Consider the following 21,074-nt stretch of genomic DNA (forward strand, 5'->3'; position numbering starts at 1 on the left):
CACCGGATTATCAGTGTGATATGTAAAACGCGTCTTCTAGATAGACAGTCTGGTTAGTCGAGGTTCCCGACATAAAAAATGACGATATTTAGCTCAACATCGTCATTTAAAAGTTATCTACATCGCTACAGTGGGCTGATAAGAACCCTATCAACCGAATTCACTGAGATAGCGCCGGGTGGCGGAAGCCTCTTACCGTTTTTCGCTGCTATAGCCTGAAATCGAAGTAATTCCACAGAGGCAATTTTCAAGGCATCATCATGCGTTGAAGCCGTCACAGACAGGTTATCAAGATCGGAGAATTTCAGCGTAACCGTTGTATCGTCGACAGCAATATCCGCTGGGTAAGGAACAAAGATGGATGCTAGTTTTTTAGCCTGTTTCTTATGTGCATCCAGTTTGCTCACGAGGTGTGTTGCACGAAGGTGGGTATAGCGTTTCAACATATTCATTGATTTGTGACCTGATATCGCCGCCACTTCCATAACATTTAACGTTCCCAGTTCAAAGAATCGGCTGATTGCCTCATGTCTGAGATCGTGAAAATGTAGATCGTCGATAGCCAGAGCCTTTAAAGCTACACGCCATGCGCTTTTAAACCCACTCGACGTGTAGCTAAAAATATAACCATTCTCATGATGTGGTCGTTCACCCAGACCACACAGAATTTGCCGTGCTTTTGATGATAATGGAACGTCACGCGATGTCCCATTTTTCGTCAAAGGCAAATGGGCAACGCCGAGGCGAAGATCGGTATATTCCCATCGCAACGACAAAATTTCTCCTTGTCGCATTCCCGTTTCCAATGCAATGTAAAAAATAGCCAATAATTCAGGATTTTTATCTTTGAAGTATCTGGTTAGCTGTCGTTCTTCCTGAGTCGTTAACCTTCGGGTACGGCCTGACGATACGGTTGGCTTGCGAACATTTTCAACAGGGTTTATAGAGCATGTGCCCCACTCAACTTTTGCCAGATTATAAAGCGCCGATAACAATGCTAATTCCAGTCGTACCGTATTCGCACTTATCGGCTTTTGCGTTCTGGCGTTAAATTCCGATAATCTATTATCTCTATATTCTGCAATGTCTATAGATGAAATTTCATCCATATTTCTATTAGCCAAACGCGAACGCTTGATAACATTGATTCGATAGAACTCCTGCAATTGTCCTCGTTTATGTCGCGAAACCGTGGAAAAATACTTATCCAACGCTTTACTTAACAGTATCTTTTTTATACGTTTTTTCACTACTCTTGTCTTCCCTATTGGTCAAAGGGAAAGACAATACAACAAATTAGAGAGCGCATTTAGGTCTCTGCTCGCATGAACCTTCCAATGCGGCGTGGGGTGACTCAGGGGCTGAGTTCATTTTTTCTGTTCCCACAGTGCAAGTGTTTGCATGGTGTTGCAAAGTGAGGCATTTGGTGCAGGAGGCTGATCCAATCGTGTAAGAAACTCTTGGTAAGCATCGGGATGCTGCCATGATGATGCGCTGATCGATCAACGCTTCCTCAGTAACGGCTTTTTCATCGGGCTCGGTACGTAAATTTAACGTCACACGTTTATCAGAAACGTCTTTTTCTGTCGGCATAATGTTATCCTCCGAGGTTCCCTCTGGAGAGTAATTATACAGTTTGCATCAGGCTTATATCATGACGATTTACATAGCATAGGGAACCGAAGGAACGAACCGGAATTTTTTCGCATATATGGAACCCATCATTCTGATCTATCTATAAAAAAATGGGTCAACCCACGGGTCTTGACAAGAGCAACGATTAAAATTTATTCTACATTTCAACTTAATAGAAAGCTGAATGATCCCGAGTCCGGGCACCATATTTTTGTTTTGGGATGTTCTTATACGTCCGGGAACATAGAAAAATCAGTTAGTTGATGAAAATCTGGAATACCTCAAGGTACTACCAGATTTTTTTGACATCCGTAGTTTTCGGGGGCTTAATTGGGGGCCTGCCGGTTCGATAAACTACGGAGCCCCCAACTGATACCGCCATCCGCAACGCCAAGCCGCTCGATAAACCTTACAAACTCAGCGACGCGCAGGGTCTGTACCTGCTGATTAAACCTAACGGTTCTAATCTCTGGCCTCTTTAAGTATAAAAATTGACGTTTACCCTATTCTATTATCCTTCCTCCTCAGCACTCGTAAACGACATGAAGAAGCCCGTAACTAACTCTCTTCTGTACCACGCAATATAAACACATCATTGATCTATTTCTGATCCCATCAGAAAGCTTCGTTTGAAATATAGAAGTCATGCGCTAGAAATAGCAGACAAAATTAGGTGACTCTTATTGCCAGCATGCGAAATAACTGCAAAATAAAGGAGTAAAAATTCAGGAAACGGATAACATCAAGGAAAACAATGTGATGCCAAGAAATCAAATCATCTTGTCGGTAGTCACTGGTTTACTGTTGCTTAGCGGATTAGATACCAGAGCAGCCACGCCCGAAGAAATGCAGCGACTTGATGAAGCCTATCCCATCGGCAGCACGGTTGTCTGCCGGGCACAGCTTGAAGGAGACGGAAAAAACCTTCTTCCCATGGAAATGGTGGTGAGAGGAAAAGTGATAAGCAAGCAAGGAAAGCATGCGTCTCATGACGTTAGTGTTATGTGGTTACCACATAAAGTAAAATCCGCCGCACTCACCATCCATTATCGTATGGATGTGACGGATGAAGGCGATGGTCATAGCACCGTTATCGATCCCTCCAGCCTAAAAGTATCCATGCCGGAAAACAGAGCATCAGAAGAAACGGTTGCAGAAGGTTTCAGGAAACGTTTCGCCTCCGGTGCGATTCACCAACCTTATGGAAATATCGAAATCACTGATTTTCCATCTTATATTTCAAAAAATCAGGGAGAAGCGCCTCTTTATTGTAGTAAAGAAGCTTAAATAGAATGATGAATTATGCAACCCTTGCACGGACTATATCCACGAGAGGGATAGCCTATCAACAATACAAAAATGTCGTTACGTCACGATCGTTAAGCTGGTAAACACCTTCAAATCTGCGTCCGGCACAAAAATCTGGCGTCAGGTCAGTCAGTAACTCTAACTCAAACGTCCGTTTAGCACAGTCTAATGCCACCATTCTGGCATCCAGAAAGTCAAAGTAACGTTTAACCTGCGGATATAACGCCTTAAATAAACTCTCCTTAGCAGAGAAACTTAGCGTTAGCAGGCAACAGAACGCTTCTTCACGTTCACTAAACCATTGGTATTCTTCTTCATCAATAATTCCCGGCCAGAGAGATTGTGCGCGATCATCAGAGAGATAAGCTTCAATATCGACACCAATGCAAGCCAACGTATCACTACGCAGATGCGCCGCACACATGACACTCCCCGCGTTGTGGCTCAAGGAGCCAGAGATATTTTCCGGCCATTGTGGAGAACGATCTTCACAGCTATTCAGGATAAAATCCGAGTGTCCCAACTCATGTAGCACCTGTCTGGCTAAACACCGTCCGGCCAAATACTCAGCACGACGTTTAGGCACCGAACGCTCAAGCGCATCGGAAAAAGGAATACCAGCCTGAGAGAACAGGTCATCGGAATAAGCAGACAAATGGAAATGACAGCGGGCACCAATACCGGGATATACCATGCCATCCATTGCCGGTGGGAAAGTGATCCATTCAACATCATCAATAAAAGCAGAAAGCATGTCGTGTTACTCAAGGAAAGTCGTTACGTATTGCCAGTGATTACCGACTTTCGCAGCCAATAAACATGGGCGACTCATGTCGCCCCACAACCCTATAGTGCTAAGAAAAAACCAGCAATGCTAGCACTCATCAGGTTCGACAGCGTGCCTGCCGTTACGGCTTTCAAACCCAGTCTTGCAATGTCCTGACGGCGACTTGGCGCCATACTGCCTAAACCTCCGATAAGGATAGCAATAGACGACAGGTTCGCAAATCCGCACAGCGCGAATGAAATAATCGCTTTAGTATGATCAGACAACACCTGCAACCCGGCTGCGGCAACCACATCATCGGCTTTAAGATATTCACCAAAATTCATATAGGCGACAAACTCATTGACGATCAGTTTTTGTCCGATGAAAGATCCGGCAACCGTAGCTTCATGCCAGGGTACGCCGATTAAAAATGCAATCGGAGAAAACAGCCAACCTAGCAGTAATTCCATAGACAATTGTGGGTAGTCAAACCAACCACCGATGCCGCCAAGAATACCGTTCAACAAAGCGATTAAAGCCACGAACGCCAACAGCATTGCGCCTACATTCAGAGCCAATTGCATCCCAGAAGCCGCACCGCTGGCCGCCGCATCAATAACGTTAGCCGGACGGTCATCTTCATCAACAAATCCAACCATTTGTTCGTGGTCATGAGTGCTTTCAGTTTCGGGGATCATTAGCTTCGCAAACAATAAACCACCGGGAGCTGCCATAAAGGAGGCCGCAATCAGATACTCCAGCGGCACGCCCATCTGCGCATAGCCCGCCATCACCGAACCTGCAATAGACGCTAACCCACCGCACATGACCGCAAACAGCTCCGAACGCGTCATGTTGGCAATATACGGACGCACCACCAGCGGCGCTTCAGTCTGACCAACAAAAATATTAGCCGTCGCGGACAACGATTCCGTCCGTGACGTTCCCAATAATTTTTGTAATCCGCCACCCAACAGTCGAATGACCCACTGCATAACACCGATGTAGTACAACACCGCAATTAAGGAAGAAAAAAAGACAATGATGGGCAACACACGTAAAGCAAACACAAAACCGCTGTCGCCAAATACTTCAAACATCTTGCCCGATACGAGTCCGCCAAAAATGAATGATACGCCTTGGTTACCATAAGAAATGACGTTTGCGACACCTTCTGTCATACCGCCTAAAATTCTGCGGCCCAGTGGCACATACAGTATCAACGCGCCAATACCAACCTGAATAACAAAAGCACCGAGTACAGTGCGTAATCTGATCGCCTTACGATTACTGGAAAGCAAAACCGCAAATAATATCAGTACCAGCATACCAATAAGACTCATAAAGAGTTGCATGTAGCGTTCCTTCTAAGCGCTAACAACGATTAGCGGTGAATAGAAATAAAATAGAAAAAAGCGATAAGAGTCACACTTCTTGTTTCAGTATATGAAAAAACGTCAATTGCTTCGCGACGTTTTGCACAAAAATAGCGGTAGGTCACGTGTTTATGAATGAAATATCAACACATTACTTCACTTGAAATCGAAAAGACGGAGAGTATTTTGATATATCGCCGCGGCCAGCTCCTCCGCCGGCTCAGGTCGTAACTCACAAAGAGAATGAAAGATATCCACGATACGTTCCGGGCGATTAGGTTGTCCCTGATAACCGCTAACCGGCATATCCGGCGCATCCGTCTCCAACAGCAGACGATCAAGAGGAAGGCGTGCAATCGCCTGACGCGTCTTATTGGCTCGGGGATAAGTGATCGTTCCTCCGACGCCGATATAGTAACCAAGCCGAATAAACGTCTGAGCCTGTTCCAGGCTACCAGCAAAGCCATGAAGCACGCCAGTTCGTGGCAAACTAATACGACGCAGACATTGAGCCAGCCGATCGTGAGAACGACGAGAATGAAGAATAACCGGCAAATCAAACTGTTTTGCCAACCCTAGTTGCGCTTCAAGCAGTTTACATTGGCGTTCAAATTGTGGCTCCGGCATATAAAGATCTAGCCCGATCTCGCCCACTGCAACCAGCTTGTCAGGTTTCTGGCGTAAACAGGTCTCTAACTGCGCGAGGTCGGCGTCAATATGCTGGGAAATATATAAAGGATGTAGCCCGAGAGCGGAATAGAGAGGGGAATGTGTGTGCACCAACGTTAGCACACGGTCAAAGTGGCGAGACGCCACAGCAGGAATGATAATGCGTTCAACACCCGCCGTTGCAGCCCATTGAAGGCTAGCCAAGTCGTTATCGTAAAATAGCGGAAAATCGAAATGGCAATGAGTATCGATAAAAACAGGTTGCGTCGCAGGCTTTGAGCCTTCGACAACATGTTGCATCAGCACGCTTATTATCCTCAGTGTAACACGCTCTCCTCTGAGGATACCTGTTCATGGGCCTTTCCGTAACCCTCTTGCAATACACCGGATAAATAACCGTTATTACCTTCCAGCCACGCACAATCACTGTCAAACCATTCGGCCCACAGCGCCCAGAAACTCCCTTTCCACTGTTTCCATTTGCCTACAACAATATCGCTATTCATCATAACCCTCCTGATAAAAAGTCGGTTTCAGCAAACACACAAACAGTGTGATAGTTTCATGTTACAGGCGGATGGCAATTCTGTCTTTCAGAAATGTCGCGATTAAATAAGATGCTTACCGAATGAGATGAGACGGGCAAATGCCCGTCAGCATGAATGAGTATGAAAACGAGACAAAAAGAGAATACCTAAGGTCGTTTTCGACCAGTAAACAAACTCAGTAAGAACAAGATAATACCGACAACAAAGACAATCTTGGCTGCCCCTGCTGCGGTGCCAGCCAGACCACCAAAGCCGAGGGCGGCGGCGATCAGGGCTATAACCAGAAAGATAATCCCCCAACGAAACATACGTTCTCCTTACCAAAACGTTAAACCATCTGGCGGTCATCTAACAAAAAATCATGATGCATCCAGATTGCGTATCCCGTGTGGTAATGACGGGTATAGATAAATATAGATGTTGCGTTAATCGGTGCGGGTAAAACAATTAAGTCATACCCGCCAGAACAATCTTATTATTTGATGGTTAAACTGTTCTTAACACTTTTTACACCATCAATCGATTTAGCGATGCTCTCTGCTCGAGCTGATTGAGCCTGATTATCGACTTCACCACTCAGTAAGACGACGCCGTCCTGTGTTTCCACTTTCACTTTACGTGACGGAACAATATCGTCCGCCAACAATTTGGCTTTGATGCTGCTGGTCGTCATCGCATCTCCAGCGTAAGCACCAACCGATTGCGAGGCACCATCTTTTACCTGCAATTTATCGCTAACGGAGGTCACACCTTCGGTTCTGGTAGCAATTTCCACCGCACGGGTGGCGATTTCCTGACTGCCGACAAAACCACTCAACGTGACAACACCCTGAGTTGTTTCAACAGAGATATCGCCGCTGGTAATTGCCTTATCTTCCAGCAAAGCGCTCTTTATTTTCGCTGTGGTTGCACTATCGCTCAGGTAACCTGAAGCTTTATTCGCGGAACTATCGACTTTCTCACCAGTAGAATCAGCAATACGTTGTATTTTCTGTCCCACGGTCTCTTCGGCCAGAGCAGAGCCACCAGCCAGAATTGAACCCAGAACGACAGCGATCAGCGATTGTGCAAGTTTGGTCTTTTTCATCGATTTCTTCCTTTGTATTTTTCTCTTTATGCCCGTCAACGCCTGAAAACAGCATATTGGGGCCGCATTAACGCGGGATGATTACGCACGCCATTCAAGGATAAAATTCAATACCTTGAAACGTTTAATACCAGGCTGAAAGGCACTGTACTAAGAGGTTTGTCTTTAAAAAAACGAGTAAAGCAATATAACAAACCAATCATAATCGCGTTAACAGTTGAACAAACTGAATCATTAACACGTTGTTAACTATAGACCACGGAATGAAAAATCATAGGAAGATCGACGCAAAAGGCATCGTGCTAACGGGAATTCAGATTTGTCTGTTGCAAAAAAACAGCAACATTCGAGGGGCGGAAAGACTATAACAAACTGATATAGAAGAAAAATGCGAACACATCTCTGAAAAAAAGAAAGGGTTCGCATCATCGGTGCCAAAACGGCGCGGCATACACGGTACGACCACGCTACCGTTTATTTAAGCAATTTTAATGTTCACGAGTTTTGTGCAACTCAACGTCGGGATAGCGTTCCCGAGTCAGGTTCAGGTTTACCATTGTTGGAGCGATATAGGTCAAATTATCGCCTCCATCAAGCGCCAGATGTTGCTCATTTTTACGTTTAAACTCTTCCAGCTTTTTCGCATCACCGCATTCCACCCAACGGGCGGTGGAAACGTTAACGGACTCGTAAAGCGCTTCCACATTATATTCTGTCTTCAGGCGCGCAACGACCACGTCAAACTGCAAGACACCCACCGCGCCCACGATCAGATCATTGTTCGTTAATGGCCGGAAGACCTGAACCGCACCTTCTTCAGAAAGCTGAACCAGCCCTTTCAACAGTTGCTTTTGTTTCAACGGATCGCGTAAACGAATACGACGGAATAACTCAGGCGCAAAATTGGGGATCCCAGTAAACTTCATGTCCTCACCTTGGGTAAAGGTGTCACCGATCTGGATCGTGCCATGGTTATGCAAACCGATGATGTCTCCTGGATAGGCCTCTTCGACATGGGAACGGTCACCCGCCATAAAGGTCAACGCATCTGAAATGACCACATCTTTTCCGATACGAACCTGACGCAGCTTCATGCCTTTTTCATATTTCCCCGACACGACACGCATAAACGCCACACGGTCACGGTGTTTCGGATCCATATTGGCCTGAATCTTAAAGACAAACCCAGTAAACTTCTCCTCAGCGGCCACAACCTCACGCGTATCGGTTTTACGCGGCATCGGCGCAGGAGCCCAACTAATCAGTCCGTCCAGCATATGATCGACACCGAAATTACCCAGTGCCGTCCCGAAAAAGACGGGGGTCAGGTCACCCGACAAAAATGCATCCAATTCAAACTCATGGGACGCACCTTTTACCAACTCCAGCTCTTCCCGCAGTTGCATCGCCAGATCGTCACCCACAGCAACATCCAAATCAGGGTTATCCAATCCTTTGACAATACGGACTTCCTGAATTGTATGTCCTTTCCCTGTCTGATAAAGATAAGTCTCATCCTTATAGAGGTGATACACCCCCTTGAACAGCTTACCGCAACCGATCGGCCAAGTAATCGGCGCACAGGCGATACTCAACTCGCTCTCAACTTCGTCCAGTATCTCCATCGGATCACGGATATCACGATCCAACTTGTTCATAAACGTCAGGATCGGTGTATCACGTAACCGGGTGACCTCCATCAGCTTACGGGTTCGATCTTCGACCCCTTTAGCCGCATCAATCACCATCAGGCAGCAGTCCACAGCCGTAAGCGTACGGTAAGTATCTTCGGAGAAATCCTCATGCCCCGGCGTGTCCAGAAGGTTAACCAGACAATCATGGTAAGGAAACTGCATCACCGAGGTGGTAATCGATATACCACGCTGCTTTTCCATCTCCATCCAGTCAGATTTTGCATGCTGGTTCGAACCACGCCCTTTTACCGTACCGGCCGTCTGAATCGCTTGTCCGAACAACAAGACTTTTTCAGTAATGGTGGTTTTACCGGCGTCGGGGTGGGAAATAATGGCGAAAGTTCTTCTTTTCGAGACTTCGCGGGCGTATTCACTTGGAGACATGATTTTCAGGTTTCTTCTGTTAGCCACCCGGCGTCAGCATCTAGTCAGAAACACACCGATGTCAGCGTCAGGCAAAGCGGAAATAAATTGTAAGCCGGACATTTTCTCTGATTTAACGCTGAGACACAATCAATGACTGAAAGATTGCGCGACTAGGTATTTTTTCCATTTATCGCTTTATTGCTGTTCATATCATTATCGTCAGCATCAGCCACCGTCACATTATCCACCTCATCATCTTCTTTCACTGGCGTACTGGCCGTCAGTAAATAAGGCGACTGTTGCCAGCGGGTACGACGATTCTGCAACAGAGTACGGGTCAAAATAATGCCGATCGCCAATGATAATAGGATCATCAGGCGCAGAATATTGGTAGTGTTATCAACCTGTTTCGCTTCGGTCGCCAAAACGTGCGTATCAAGGGTAATGCGCAGGAAGCCTATCGGCCCGTCCTTACCTTCAATAGGCTGAACCAATTGGTGATTGTAATAGCTCCCCACTCGGTTGCCATCCAGCGCCAAACGATCGCGTAGCTGGACCTGCTCTCCTGCACTCGCCACCAGTGAACCATCCTGCTGATAAACACCAGCATCCAGAATCCGGCTATGTTCCGTCAGTCGTTTAAGTATCGTATTAATCTTCTGGTTGTTATCATCCACGCTATTCATCAGCGGAGCGATACTGTAAGCCACCTGTTTGGTCAGCGTTCGCGCTAAATCTTCCACCTGTTCCGAACGAGCCATTTGATGGCTCAAACTGAAATAGGAAGCCCCCTGCATCAATACGACAAGCAGCGCCAGGCAAATCAGCACAATGGCTGTACGATGTAGGCGAAATTTAACCCGAGCCCGAACCATGATAATCCTTACGTGATTTGGATACTTTATGTTGCCAGAAGCGCCGACGATAGGATAGCTTGTTGCCCTGTTTTCCAACGGATATGTTTGTGGTTTTGGTTCAATAACAAAAAACACAACAATATTCCCGATCCAACACCACGTAATGACCGCCAGTAGAGGATTTTCCCATGTCGAATAGTCTGACCTATCGTGATCTCCCAAATGAGATTAACTGTTGGCCAGGTCTGCCGCTATCGCTGAGCGGTGATGAAGTGATGCCACTCGATTACCGCGCCGGAGATACCGGCTGGTTGTTATATAGCGACGTACTCGACAAAAATTTACTGTCTCGCTATCAACGGAAACTCGGTGCTGCCATGGTGATCGTCAGTGCCTGGATCGTCGGTGATTATCAGGTTGTCCGTCTGGCAGGCTCGCTCACGCTACGCGCAACCAAACTGGCACATGAGCTTGGTATGGATGTTTCGCCAATGCGTAACGCGCCGACCCTGCGGGCACCCGGTCTGTTAGTGATGGATATGGACTCCACCGCGATTCAAATTGAATGCATTGATGAAATCGCCAAGCTGGCGGGAACCGGCGAGCAAGTCGCCGAGGTGACCGAACGGGCCATGCGCGGAGAATTGGACTTTTCTGCCAGCCTGCGCCAACGCGTGGGAACCTTAAAAGGCGCGGATGCCAACATTCTACGTGAAGTACGTAAAAATCTGCCGCTAATGCCCGGTTTAATCGATATGGTCAGCCAACTTCAGGAAGCAGGCTGGCATGTTGCCATTGCTTCTGGCGGGTTTACTTACTTCGCCGATTATCTGCGTGAAAAACTGGATCTGGTTGCCGCCGTCGCCAATGAAATGGGTATGCAAGATGGTAAACTGACGGGTGAGGTCATTGGCCCGATTATTGATGCAAAATATAAGGCCAACACGCTGCGCGAGCTGGCAGAAAAGTTAGGTATTCCACTACAGCAAACGGTGGCCATTGGCGATGGTGCCAACGACCTATTGATGATTAAGGCATCGGGTCTCGGTATCGCTTATCATGCCAAACCTAAGGTAAACGAACAGTCAGCCGTGACAATCCGTCATGCCGACCTGACAGGCGTTCTGTGTATTCTCAGCGGTAGCATGAGGCACGAAGAACGCTAATCCGATAGAACGCCGAATCAAAGAGGTAACCCGTGGCAAAAGCCGTCAAACGCGCCTTTGTATGTAATGAATGTGGAGCCGACTACCCACGCTGGCAGGGACAATGCAGTGCTTGTCATGCCTGGAATACCATTACTGAAGTTCGTCTGGCGGCCGCTCCCTCGTCATCACGAGCCGAGCGGTTAAGCGGCTATGCTGGAGAAAGCGCTGGCATCAGCCGGGTGCAAAAACTCTCAGAGATCAGCCTCGAAGCATTACCTCGCTTCTCTACGGGTTTTCAGGAATTCGATCGCGTACTGGGTGGCGGCGTTGTACCGGGCAGCGCCATCCTGATTGGCGGCAATCCTGGTGCAGGCAAAAGCACCTTGCTGCTGCAAACACTGTGCAAACTGTCCGAGCAGATGAAAACCCTGTACGTAACCGGGGAAGAATCGCTGCAACAGGTCGCCATGCGGGCGCATCGACTCGGCTTACCCGCCCAAAACCTGAATATGCTCTCTGAAACCAGCATTGAACAGATCTGTCTAATTGCAGAGCAAGAGCAACCCAAACTGATGGTAATCGACTCTATTCAGGTCATGCATCTGGCAGATATTCAATCCTCTCCAGGAAGTGTCGCTCAGGTACGCGAAACGGCAGCCTACCTGACCCGCTTTGCCAAAACCCGTGGCGTCGCCATTATCATGGTTGGTCACGTCACGAAAGATGGTTCTCTTGCCGGCCCGAAAGTGCTGGAACACTGCATTGACTGCTCCGTTCTACTCGACGGTGATGCAGACTCACGTTTTCGAACGTTACGCAGCCATAAAAACCGTTTCGGTGCGGTCAATGAATTGGGTGTATTCGCGATGACCGAACAGGGGCTACGTGAAATCAGTAACCCTTCGGCCATTTTCCTCAGTCGCGGCGACGAAATCACCTCGGGTAGCTCGGTGATGGTGGTGTGGGAAGGCACTCGCCCTTTACTGGTGGAAATTCAGGCACTGGTCGATCAATCAATGATGGCAAACCCTCGCCGCGTCGCTGTCGGATTGGAGCAAAACCGGCTGGCGATATTGCTGGCGGTATTACATCGCCATGGCGGCCTGCAAATGTCGGATCAGGACGTGTTCGTCAATGTAGTGGGGGGTGTCAAAGTCACGGAAACCAGTGCTGACCTGGCGCTATTACTCTCACTGGTTTCAAGTCTACGCGATCGCCCATTGCCTCAAGATTTAGTGGTATTTGGCGAGGTTGGGCTGGCTGGGGAAATCCGTCCAGTACCCAGCGGACAGGAGCGTATCGCCGAAGCCGCTAAGCACGGCTTCAAACGAGCGATCGTTCCCCACGCCAATATGCCGAAAAAAGCGCCCGCCAATATGCAAGTATTCGGTGTTAAAAAACTGGCCGATGCACTGGAGATTCTCAACGATTTATAGCCTCACACTATTTATCATCTTACTCTTTATCGCCTTACTCTATTTATCGTCTCACACTATGGTATCTTGTTTAGTACACTAAACAGGAGTGTCGAACTATGTCGCCATTCAAATACTTAAAATCTGCCATTCGGCAAAAGGGATGCACCTTACAGCAGGTCGCCGATGCGACGGACATGACCAAGGGCTATCTCAGCCAGCTTCTCAACGCCAAGATAAAAAGCCCCAGCGCTCAAAAGCTGGAAGCGTTGCATCGTTTTCTCGGTTTAGAATTCCCCCGGCACGAAAAAAAAATCGGCGTCGTGTTTGGTAAATTCTATCCCCTGCACACCGGACATATTTACCTCATCCAGCGAGCATGCAGTCAGGTTGATGAACTGCACGTCATTCTGGGCTATGACGAACCTCGTGACCGTCTGCTGTTTGAAAACAGCTCCATGTCGCAACAGCCCACCGTCAGCGATCGCCTCCGTTGGCTACTGCAAACGTTTAAGTATCAGAAAAATATTCGAATCCACGCTTTTAATGAACAAGGAATGGAACCTTATCCACACGGCTGGGATGTGTGGAGCCAGGGTATTCAGTCCTTTATGCAGGAAAAAAATATCGAACCCAATTTTGTCTATACCAGTGAAGAGCAGGATGCGCCGCAATACCGGACACATTTAGGCATCGAAACCATTCTGATTGATCCCAAACGTTCATTTATGAACATTAGCGGTTCACAAATCCGCCATGACCCTTTCCGCTACTGGGAATATATTCCAACGGAAGTGAAACCCTTCTTTGTGCGTACTGTGGCCATTCTGGGGGGAGAGTCCAGCGGGAAATCGACGCTAGTCAACAAGCTGGCCAATATCTTCAACACAACCAGCGCCTGGGAATATGGCCGTGACTATGTGTTCTCTCATCTGGGTGGAGATGAGATGGCGCTGCAATATTCCGATTATGACAAGATCGCGCTAGGACAAGCACAATACATTGATTTTGCCGTTAAATATGCCAATAAAGTGGCCTTTATTGATACTGACTTCGTGACGACGCAGGCATTCTGTAAAAAGTATGAAGGGCGTGAGCACCCGTTTGTTCAAGCATTGGTGGATGAATATCGCTTCGATCTGGTGATCCTGTTGGAAAATAACACCCCGTGGGTGGCTGATGGTCTACGCAGCCTGGGTAGTTCGTCCGCACGCCATGAATTTCAAAACTTGCTGAAAACCATGCTGGCCGAGAACAACGTTCCGTATATTCACGTCACGGAGTCAGACTACGACACGCGTTTCTTGCGCTGTGTGGAATTGGTGCAAAAAATGCTGGGGAATGATATCACCACTGCCAGCAACGAGAAGGGGTAATAATTTCTGGCAGCGGGACATCCCAATCCTCGGTCGGAAGGCTGTCAACCCGCTGACAATCATGGGCCAATCCTATCGGGTAAGGCCCCCGAGTTTCCCAACCTTGCAATGTGCGATCATAGAAACCACCGCCCATGCCTAACCGCTGCCCTTGCTGGTCAAACGCCACCAGCGGCGTCAGCAGGACATCCAACATCGGCAAAGGCAATACCTGCCGCACATCCAGTCGAGGTTCTCGAATATTCAGACGATTCAAGACCAATTCTGTATCCGGAGCATAATGTAAGAACAGTAAATTCCCGGCACTGAAAGGATGCAATACTGGCAGGCAAACTTGTTTTCCCTGCTGCCACAGCCATTGAATCAGTGGTTGAGTATCCAGTTCCCCATCAAAGGAAAGAAACACGGCAATACGTTTTGCCTGCTGAATTTTCGGATGTTGGCTAACCTGATCCACCGCTTGACGGGCAAACGTTTTCTGCTGTTCAGGCGTAAGCAACCGACGACGCGCACGCACATCCTGTCGAATCTGCTGACGACGTTGAACGGAAGAGTATGGTAATTCAGAAAAAGGAATAGGCTGCATGTAACACATAGAAAAGAAAGGGAATCTCCGAGATGCCGCCGCAGGCTGTAACCCTTGAACCCTTGGTTCAAGGTGAACATAACGTCGCAGTCTTAAGGCTTCTCGGGCGAACCGAGCATGCTCACCAACCACGGAGCGTTACATTCTGTTGGTTTGAAATATCGGCTCAGGGGACTGACCCGCTGACAAACACCTCAGAGAAATTTTATTCGTTACTCGCGTTAAACCTTATCACGTCTTATTGCGTAAAAACACCGGACTTTTGTCAAAATTCGATGTTACTCAAACTGTGGGCCCTGACGTTCAGTTATACGCCCTTGTTCCAACAGCGCCTGTTCGATAGTCTGTTGCAACATGCGAATACGCTGTTCCATATTCGCCGCATAATCGCGAGTTTTCCCCCGCTCCTGCGCCAATTCATGACACACATTCAGCGCGGCGATAAACACCAGTTGCTCGGTATTCGTCACTCTGGTACGAACTTTAAGATCCTGCAACCGCTGGTTAAGATCTTCCGCAGCCTGATTCAACGCATCTTGTTGTTCTGGCGGACAATTAACTCTTAACGATCGGCCAAAAATCTGAATATCTACGGGTTGTGCAGACATGCCACCTTCCTGCCTTATTTCGTTTCGCGCCCGCAAGGACGATATCCTGCATAGCCTGGCATCAGGCCAGTTAAAGCGGGCGCCACTATATCTATCCAAAATATAAGATACAAGCCCTTTCTGGAATCCCCACCGAGCTTGGTGGTAGCATAACACGAACTACTCCTGCCAACGATGACGAATCCGAATGTCTATAGAGAATACGTTTCCAGGCTATGAAGCCCTCGACCACCTGCTGCATCAGCAGCAAATCGCCCTGACCGCCGCAGAAATGCACGGTTTGATTAGCGGTATGCTGTGCGGTGGCAACCATGATGACAGCTGGCGAACACTGGTTTTTGAATTGACTAATGAAGGTATGGCCTTCCCGCAAACCTTATCTCAACCGCTTCAGCACCTTTATCAGGTCACGCGTGAAATGCTTGAAGACGACGGTTTTATGTTCCAGCTTTTTATGCCGGATGATAATGATGAGGCCGTAACAGTATTTGACCGTGCCGATGCATTGGCAGGCTGGGTGAACCACTTTTTATTGGGGCTGGGTGTCGTTCAGCCGCGCCTGAACAAACTTGAAGGCGAGTTAAAAGAGGCGATTGACGATTTACGCAACATTGCCCAGCTCGGGTATGACGAAGATGAAGATCAGGAAGAACTGGAACAATCGCTTGAAGAAGTGATCGAGTATGTTCGGGTATCCGCCATTTTGTGTCATAACGAATTTACCAGCCAACAGCAGGTTATCGCACCCGAGCAGAAAAAACCGACACTGCATTAATTCTCGGCAGGGATGAGATAACGGCGCATAACTCAAGCACGGATATTTTTCAGGAGCAGGTGATGAATCCACAAGAATTCCCTCGTCGTCGTCAGGCACTGCTGGAGAAAATGGCACCAGCCAGCGCCGCGATCATTTTTGCCGCACCGGAAAGCGCACGCAATGCCGACAGTGATTATCCTTATCGGCAAAACAGCGATTTTTGGTATTTCACCGGATTTAACGAACCTGAAGCGGTGCTATTGCTCATAAAAAGCGATGAGAAACATCACCATAGCGTATTATTCAACCGCGTTCGCGATCTGACGGCTGAGATCTGGTTCGGCCGCCGCCTTGGTCAGGAGGCTGCACCTGCCAAGCTGAATATTGACCGCGCCCTACCGTTCAATGAAGTCAACACCCAACTGCACTTGCTGCTCAACGGTCTGGATGTGATTTATCACGCGCAGGGGCAATATGACTACGCCGACACCCTGCTTTTTACCGCACTGGAAACGCTGCGCAATGGCAGTCGTAAAGGTTTTATCGCACCGCCGACACTCACCGACTGGCGCCCGTGGGTACATGAAATGCGGTTATTTAAGTCACAGGCTGAGATTGATGTGATGCGCCGGGCAGGTGAGATTACGGCATTAGCACATACCCGCGCGATGCAGACATGCCGCCCCGGCATGTACGAATACCAGCTTGAAGGCGAAATCCATCACGAATTTACCCGCCATGGCGCACGTTACCCGTCATATAACACCATTGTCGGCAGCGGTGATAACGCCTGTATTCTGCATTACACCGAAAACGAATCCCAAATGCGCGACGGTGATTTGGTGCTGATCGACGCAGGTTGCGAGTATCGCAGCTATGCTGGCGATATCACTCGGACGTTCCCGGTCAACGGTAAGTTTACCGCGCCACAGCGTGCTATCTACGATATTGTCCTGCGCTCACAGTTGAAGGCGTTAGAACGTTTCGCCCCCGGCCGCAGCATCCGTGATGTCAATGATGACGTCATACGCATCATGGTCAGCGGCTTAGTAAAATTGGGCATCATGAAAGGTGAGATTGACGCACTGATTGCTGAACAAGCGCATCGCCAATTCTTCATGCATGGCCTCAGCCATTGGCTGGGGCTGGATGTACACGATGTTGGTGATTATGGCTCTACCGATCGCGGACGCCTACTCGAACCGGGCATGGTACTGACGGTAGAACCGGGTTTGTATATCGCACCGGATGCCAACGTGCCGCAACAATATCGTGGGATCGGGATACGTATTGAAGATGACATTCTGATCACCGAGACCGGCAATGAAAACCTGACGTCCAGCGTGGTGAAAGATCCCGACGAGATTGAAGCTCTGATGGCACAAGGGCCTTCAGCGTAACTATCATTCGACATTCAGCATCAGGATAAAAACATGACGGTATTGATTGTTGGTGGAGGCATGGCTGGTGCTACGTTGGCGCTGGCCATATCCACGCTTTCACAAGGAAAGGTCGCGGTCGATCTGATTGAAGCAAAATCACCGCTTGAGCGCCAACATCCTGGATTTGATGCCAGAGCCATTGCCTTATCGGAAGGCACCCGTCAACAACTGGACACCATCGGTATTTGGCAGACGCTGGCCGGTTGTGCCTGTGCAATTACCGATATCCACGTCAGCGATCGCGGTCATGCTTGTTTTGTTAATCTGAAGGCATCGGACTATCACGTCCCTACTTTGGGTCATGTCGTCGAATTACACGATGCGGGTCAACGCCTGTTTTCTTTATTGCAGCAGGCTCCCGGCGTGCGATTGCACTGCCCGGCAAAAGTCGTCTCAGTTGCCCGAACGCAACATGACGCCACGTTAACACTGGACAACGGCACGACGTTAACCGGTCAATTGATGGTTGCCGCAGATGGTTCTCACTCCATGCTAGCCGCATCATGTGGCATTCAGTGGCAGCAGCAGGACTACGAGCAGGTCGCCGTTATCGCCAACGTGACAACCACAGAACCACACCAAGGGCGTGCGTTTGAACGTTTTACACCGCACGGTCCGCTGGCCATGCTCCCGATGAGCAATGGCCGTAGCTCATTGGTTTGGTGTCATGATATCGGCCAGCAATCGCAGGTTGATCGCTGGAGTGACCATGAATTTCGTCAGCAGTTGCAGTTGGCATTTGGCTGGCGCTTAGGTGCTATCGCCCATGTTGGTGAGCGCCACAGTTACCCATTACGACTATTGACCGCCAGCCAGCATATTAGTCATCGACTCGCGCTGATTGGTAATGCGGCCCAAACGCTACATCCTATCGCCGGACAAGGCTTTAATCTTGGCCTGCGGGATGTCATGTCTCTGGCGGAAACGGTGGTTGACGCCGTTCAACAGCACCAGGATCCCGGTCATTACACCGTCATTAGCCGCTATCAGCAACGACGCCAACCCGACCAGCAGGCCACGGTAGCCATTACCGATGGACTGGTCAGATTATTTGCCAACCGCTATCCCACATTAGAAATTGGCCGTAATTTAGGGCTCATGGCAATGAACAATCTGCCGCTGCTGCGTGATACATTTGCCCGCCGCACGCTGGGCTGGGTCGAACGTTAATCATGTTCTTCAGCAGAACATAACAGGAAATACGTGTATGCAATCATTTGACGTGATTATTGCCGGTGGCGGTATGGTGGGGTTGGCGCTGGCCTGTGGTTTACAGGGCAGCGGCTTACGCGTCGCCGTTCTCGAAAAACACCCTATTGAGATAAAGCCACTTGAGAATGCCCATGCGCTGCGCGTGTCTGCGATCAATGCCGCCAGCGAAAAACTATTGCGCCATATCGGCGTTTGGGAAAACCTCGTCGCCCAGCGCGTAAGCCCCTATCACGCCATGGAAGTCTGGGACAAAGATAGCTTTGGTCAAATCCGTTTCAACGGCGAAGAATTGGGATTTTCACACCTCGGGCACATCATCGAAAATACCGTGATTCAGCAGACGCTGTGGCAGAAAGCAAGCCAGTCCAGCGAGATTACGCTTCTCGCGCCAGCCGTACTAAAACAGGTTGCCTGGGGTGAGAACGAAGCGTTTGTCACGCTAGAAGATGGCAGTATGCTCACCGCTCGACTGGTAGTGGGCGCTGATGGTGCGCACTCCTGGTTGCGCCAGCATGCCGATATTCCGCTAACTTTCTGGGATTACGGCCATCATGCTCTTGTCGCCAGTGTTCGCACCGCATTGCCACACCATGCGGTAGCGCGTCAGGTTTTTCACAGTGACGGGATTTTGGCCTTCCTCCCGTTGAGCGATCCACATCTGAGTTCGATTGTCTGGTCACTTTCGCCACAGCAAGCACAGGACATGCGCGATCTCCCGGAAGAAACGTTCAATCAACAACTATCAATGGCATTCGATATGCGATTGGGGTTATGTAAACTCGATAGCGCACGGCAAACCTTTCCGCTGATGGGGCGCTATGCACGTAGTTTCGCCTCACATCGGTTGGTGTTAGTCGGTGATGCGGCACACACGATCCACCCACTGGCAGGACAAGGCGTCAACCTTGGGCTGATGGATGTCGCCGAATTGATCGCGGAACTGAAACGCTTACACGCTCAGGGAAAGGACATTGGTCAACATCTGTATTTACGGCGTTACGAACGTAAGCGTAAACACAGCGCGGCCGTTATGCTTGCCAGCATGCAAGGATTTCGTGAACTTTTTGATGGCGATCACCCAGCGAAAAAATGGCTACGAGACGTAGGATTGGTGCTGGCAGATAAGTTACCAGGCATTAAACCCACGCTGGTGCGTCAGGCGATGGGATTTCACGATTTACCCGAATGGCTTAGCGAAAAGCAATGAGGCGGCCAATGGCCGTCTCAGACAAGCCTCTCTTGGCAATCGATGCTATGTTCAGAAACACAAAAAGGAATTGTTCAACGGTTCTCTGTTGATCTTGTCAGTTTGGCCTATTTTGTACCATGATATCCTCCAAAATTAGCACCGTTAATGAATGCAAATTCAGAGAGGTATGACTCTTTCTGACGTGGCTCGCATCTCAACGAAATTAAGGCAGGTCAGTGTGGACAGTTTTAATAGCTCAGCACTTCGTCGCGCTTTTACATCGCTGGCATTTTGCCTATTCGCGTTTAACACTCATGCCCAAACTGACGATCCACTCTTGGCGGTGCCTTCCCATGATAATCAAAACGCAGTCCCCGCCGATAATCAGGCTCGTGGGATTTTGATCGCCGTCGATCAAGCCACGCTGTCCAGCGAACTGGCTGGACGTATTGTGGAAATACCGTTTAGAGAAGGGGAATCCTTCAAGAAAGGCGATCTGTTGGTGCGGTTTGACTGTTCCATTTACCAGGCTCAATTGGCTGCTGCTTCTGCTGCAACACGAGCCGCAGAAGCGGAGTTGAGCCAAAATCAGCAACTGGCACAGATGAAATCAGTGGGGAGACACGCAGTATCGTTATCAGCCGCGCACTTTGCACAAGCTCAGGCTGAAAGCCAGGTTTACCAAATTCAGGTCAATCGTTGTCGACTTCTGGCTCCATTCGACGGGCAAGTGGTCAAACGGCGTGCCCAGACATACGAAAGTGTCGGCCTCGGTGCGCCAATACTGGACATCGTCAATAATCGCCATTTGGAGATTAACCTGCTCGTGCCATCACGACTCCTATCAGTATTAAAACCCGGTTTAACCTTTACTTTCACACCCGATGAAACCGATCAACCGTTACAAGCCAAGGTTGCACGGCTAGGTGCGCGTATTGATGAAAGCAGCCAAACGCTCAATCTGACTGGCGTGATAGAAAGCAAAGACAGCAGCCTAATGGCCGGTATGAGCGGCACAGCACACTTCTAGGA

General features: G+C 48.8%; 20 protein-coding genes, 1 other RNA gene and 2 pseudogenes. 10 read left to right on the plus strand and 13 right to left on the minus strand.

Features of this window, described 5'->3' with window-relative positions; translation table 11 throughout:
• Window positions 1–125: 125 nt before the first annotated feature.
• Window positions 126–1,250 (minus strand): site-specific integrase, encoded by a 1,125-nt coding sequence (locus ACKPVM_RS19840; protein ID WP_409311475.1) that lies wholly within the window; start codon window positions 1,248–1,250, stop codon window positions 126–128.
• 117 nt (window positions 1,251–1,367) lie between these two features.
• Window positions 1,368–1,593: pseudogene (locus tag ACKPVM_RS19845) on the minus strand (type II toxin -antitoxin system TacA 1-like antitoxin).
• A gap of 422 nt (window positions 1,594–2,015) precedes the next feature.
• Between ACKPVM_RS19845 and ACKPVM_RS19850 the strand changes: the two are divergent.
• Window positions 2,016–2,114 (plus strand): annotated as a pseudogene (locus tag ACKPVM_RS19850) (Arm DNA-binding domain-containing protein); the annotation flags it as partial.
• A gap of 280 nt (window positions 2,115–2,394) precedes the next feature.
• Window positions 2,395–2,922 (plus strand): hypothetical protein, encoded by a 528-nt coding sequence (locus ACKPVM_RS19855; protein ID WP_409311476.1) that lies wholly within the window; start codon window positions 2,395–2,397, stop codon window positions 2,920–2,922.
• A gap of 58 nt (window positions 2,923–2,980) precedes the next feature.
• Here ACKPVM_RS19855 and ACKPVM_RS19860 read toward each other — a convergent pair whose 3' ends face one another.
• The 8 genes from ACKPVM_RS19860 to ACKPVM_RS19895 all read right to left on the minus strand — a co-directional run bounded on the left by ACKPVM_RS19860 (window position 2,981) and on the right by ACKPVM_RS19895 (window position 10,327).
• The gene (locus tag ACKPVM_RS19860; RefSeq protein WP_409311477.1) at window positions 2,981–3,697 is read right to left on the minus strand and encodes a 4'-phosphopantetheinyl transferase family protein; all 717 of its coding nucleotides are present in this window, start codon (window positions 3,695–3,697) and stop codon (window positions 2,981–2,983) included.
• Window positions 3,698–3,789: 92 nt separating this feature from the next.
• Entirely contained in the window at window positions 3,790–5,067 is a 1,278-nt protein-coding gene (locus ACKPVM_RS19865; protein WP_409311478.1) for a NupC/NupG family nucleoside CNT transporter, read from the minus strand.
• Between the two features lie 177 nt (window positions 5,068–5,244).
• Window positions 5,245–6,057, minus strand: a complete 813-nt coding sequence (locus tag ACKPVM_RS19870; protein ID WP_409311495.1) for a TatD family hydrolase — start codon at window positions 6,055–6,057, stop codon at window positions 5,245–5,247.
• A gap of 17 nt (window positions 6,058–6,074) precedes the next feature.
• On the minus strand, window positions 6,075–6,263 hold the full coding sequence (locus tag ACKPVM_RS19875) for a CsbD family protein (RefSeq protein ID WP_409311496.1): 189 nt from the start codon (window positions 6,261–6,263) through the stop codon (window positions 6,075–6,077).
• A gap of 188 nt (window positions 6,264–6,451) precedes the next feature.
• The gene (locus tag ACKPVM_RS19880) at window positions 6,452–6,613 is read right to left on the minus strand and encodes a DUF1328 domain-containing protein (protein ID WP_012773166.1); all 162 of its coding nucleotides are present in this window, start codon (window positions 6,611–6,613) and stop codon (window positions 6,452–6,454) included.
• Between the two features lie 167 nt (window positions 6,614–6,780).
• Window positions 6,781–7,392: a molecular chaperone OsmY gene (gene osmY / locus ACKPVM_RS19885; RefSeq protein ID WP_409311479.1), complete on the minus strand. Its 612-nt coding sequence runs from the start codon at window positions 7,390–7,392 to the stop codon at window positions 6,781–6,783.
• Between the two features lie 488 nt (window positions 7,393–7,880).
• Window positions 7,881–9,470, minus strand: coding sequence for a peptide chain release factor 3 (gene prfC, locus ACKPVM_RS19890; protein WP_409311480.1), 1,590 nt, complete (start codon window positions 9,468–9,470; stop codon window positions 7,881–7,883).
• Between the two features lie 152 nt (window positions 9,471–9,622).
• Window positions 9,623–10,327 carry a YtjB family periplasmic protein gene (locus ACKPVM_RS19895; RefSeq protein ID WP_409311481.1) on the minus strand — a complete coding sequence of 235 codons (705 nt, stop codon included), beginning with the start codon at window positions 10,325–10,327 and terminating at the stop codon, window positions 9,623–9,625.
• 170 nt (window positions 10,328–10,497) lie between these two features.
• Here ACKPVM_RS19895 and serB point away from each other — a divergent pair, with 170 nt between their 5' ends.
• From serB to nadR, 3 genes are all read left to right on the plus strand, one after another.
• On the plus strand, window positions 10,498–11,475 hold the full coding sequence (serB, locus tag ACKPVM_RS19900) for a phosphoserine phosphatase (protein WP_409311482.1): 978 nt from the start codon (window positions 10,498–10,500) through the stop codon (window positions 11,473–11,475).
• A 32-nt stretch (window positions 11,476–11,507) separates the two neighbouring features.
• A complete protein-coding gene (gene radA / locus ACKPVM_RS19905; RefSeq protein WP_409311483.1) occupies window positions 11,508–12,893 on the plus strand; it encodes a DNA repair protein RadA in 1,386 nt (461 codons plus the stop codon).
• Between the two features lie 98 nt (window positions 12,894–12,991).
• Entirely contained in the window at window positions 12,992–14,248 is a 1,257-nt protein-coding gene (gene nadR / locus ACKPVM_RS19910) for a multifunctional transcriptional regulator/nicotinamide-nucleotide adenylyltransferase/ribosylnicotinamide kinase NadR (protein ID WP_409311484.1), read from the plus strand.
• Here the strand turns inward: nadR and ACKPVM_RS19915 are convergent.
• The 3 genes from ACKPVM_RS19915 to zapA form a co-directional block, all read right to left on the minus strand.
• Window positions 14,220–14,834: a 5-formyltetrahydrofolate cyclo-ligase gene (locus tag ACKPVM_RS19915; RefSeq protein WP_409311485.1), complete on the minus strand. Its 615-nt coding sequence runs from the start codon at window positions 14,832–14,834 to the stop codon at window positions 14,220–14,222. The two genes, nadR and ACKPVM_RS19915, sit on opposite strands and share 29 nt — an antisense overlap.
• Before the next feature lie 20 nt (window positions 14,835–14,854).
• Window positions 14,855–15,038: non-coding RNA, 6S RNA (ssrS, locus tag ACKPVM_RS19920), on the minus strand.
• A 74-nt stretch (window positions 15,039–15,112) separates the two neighbouring features.
• Window positions 15,113–15,442 (minus strand): cell division protein ZapA, encoded by a 330-nt coding sequence (zapA, locus tag ACKPVM_RS19925; RefSeq protein WP_109053904.1) that lies wholly within the window; start codon window positions 15,440–15,442, stop codon window positions 15,113–15,115.
• A 187-nt stretch (window positions 15,443–15,629) separates the two neighbouring features.
• Here zapA and ACKPVM_RS19930 point away from each other — a divergent pair, with 187 nt between their 5' ends.
• The 5 genes from ACKPVM_RS19930 to ACKPVM_RS19950 all read left to right on the plus strand — a co-directional run bounded on the left by ACKPVM_RS19930 (window position 15,630) and on the right by ACKPVM_RS19950 (window position 21,072).
• Window positions 15,630–16,217, plus strand: a complete 588-nt coding sequence (locus tag ACKPVM_RS19930) for a YecA/YgfB family protein (protein WP_409311486.1) — start codon at window positions 15,630–15,632, stop codon at window positions 16,215–16,217.
• Between the two features lie 62 nt (window positions 16,218–16,279).
• The gene (gene pepP, locus ACKPVM_RS19935) at window positions 16,280–17,599 is read left to right on the plus strand and encodes a Xaa-Pro aminopeptidase (RefSeq protein WP_409311487.1); all 1,320 of its coding nucleotides are present in this window, start codon (window positions 16,280–16,282) and stop codon (window positions 17,597–17,599) included.
• A gap of 33 nt (window positions 17,600–17,632) precedes the next feature.
• A complete protein-coding gene (gene ubiH, locus ACKPVM_RS19940; RefSeq protein WP_409311488.1) occupies window positions 17,633–18,811 on the plus strand; it encodes a 2-octaprenyl-6-methoxyphenyl hydroxylase in 1,179 nt (392 codons plus the stop codon).
• Between the two features lie 37 nt (window positions 18,812–18,848).
• Window positions 18,849–20,060 (plus strand): FAD-dependent 2-octaprenylphenol hydroxylase, encoded by a 1,212-nt coding sequence (gene ubiI, locus ACKPVM_RS19945; protein ID WP_409311489.1) that lies wholly within the window; start codon window positions 18,849–18,851, stop codon window positions 20,058–20,060.
• A gap of 220 nt (window positions 20,061–20,280) precedes the next feature.
• A complete protein-coding gene (locus ACKPVM_RS19950) occupies window positions 20,281–21,072 on the plus strand; it encodes an efflux RND transporter periplasmic adaptor subunit (protein WP_409311490.1) in 792 nt (263 codons plus the stop codon).
• The last annotated feature ends 2 nt before the right edge of the window (window positions 21,073–21,074 follow it).

Source organism: Pectobacterium hainanensis, from assembly GCF_046237015.1.
In the GTDB taxonomy this organism is placed as follows: domain Bacteria; phylum Pseudomonadota; class Gammaproteobacteria; order Enterobacterales; family Enterobacteriaceae; genus JBJYIN01.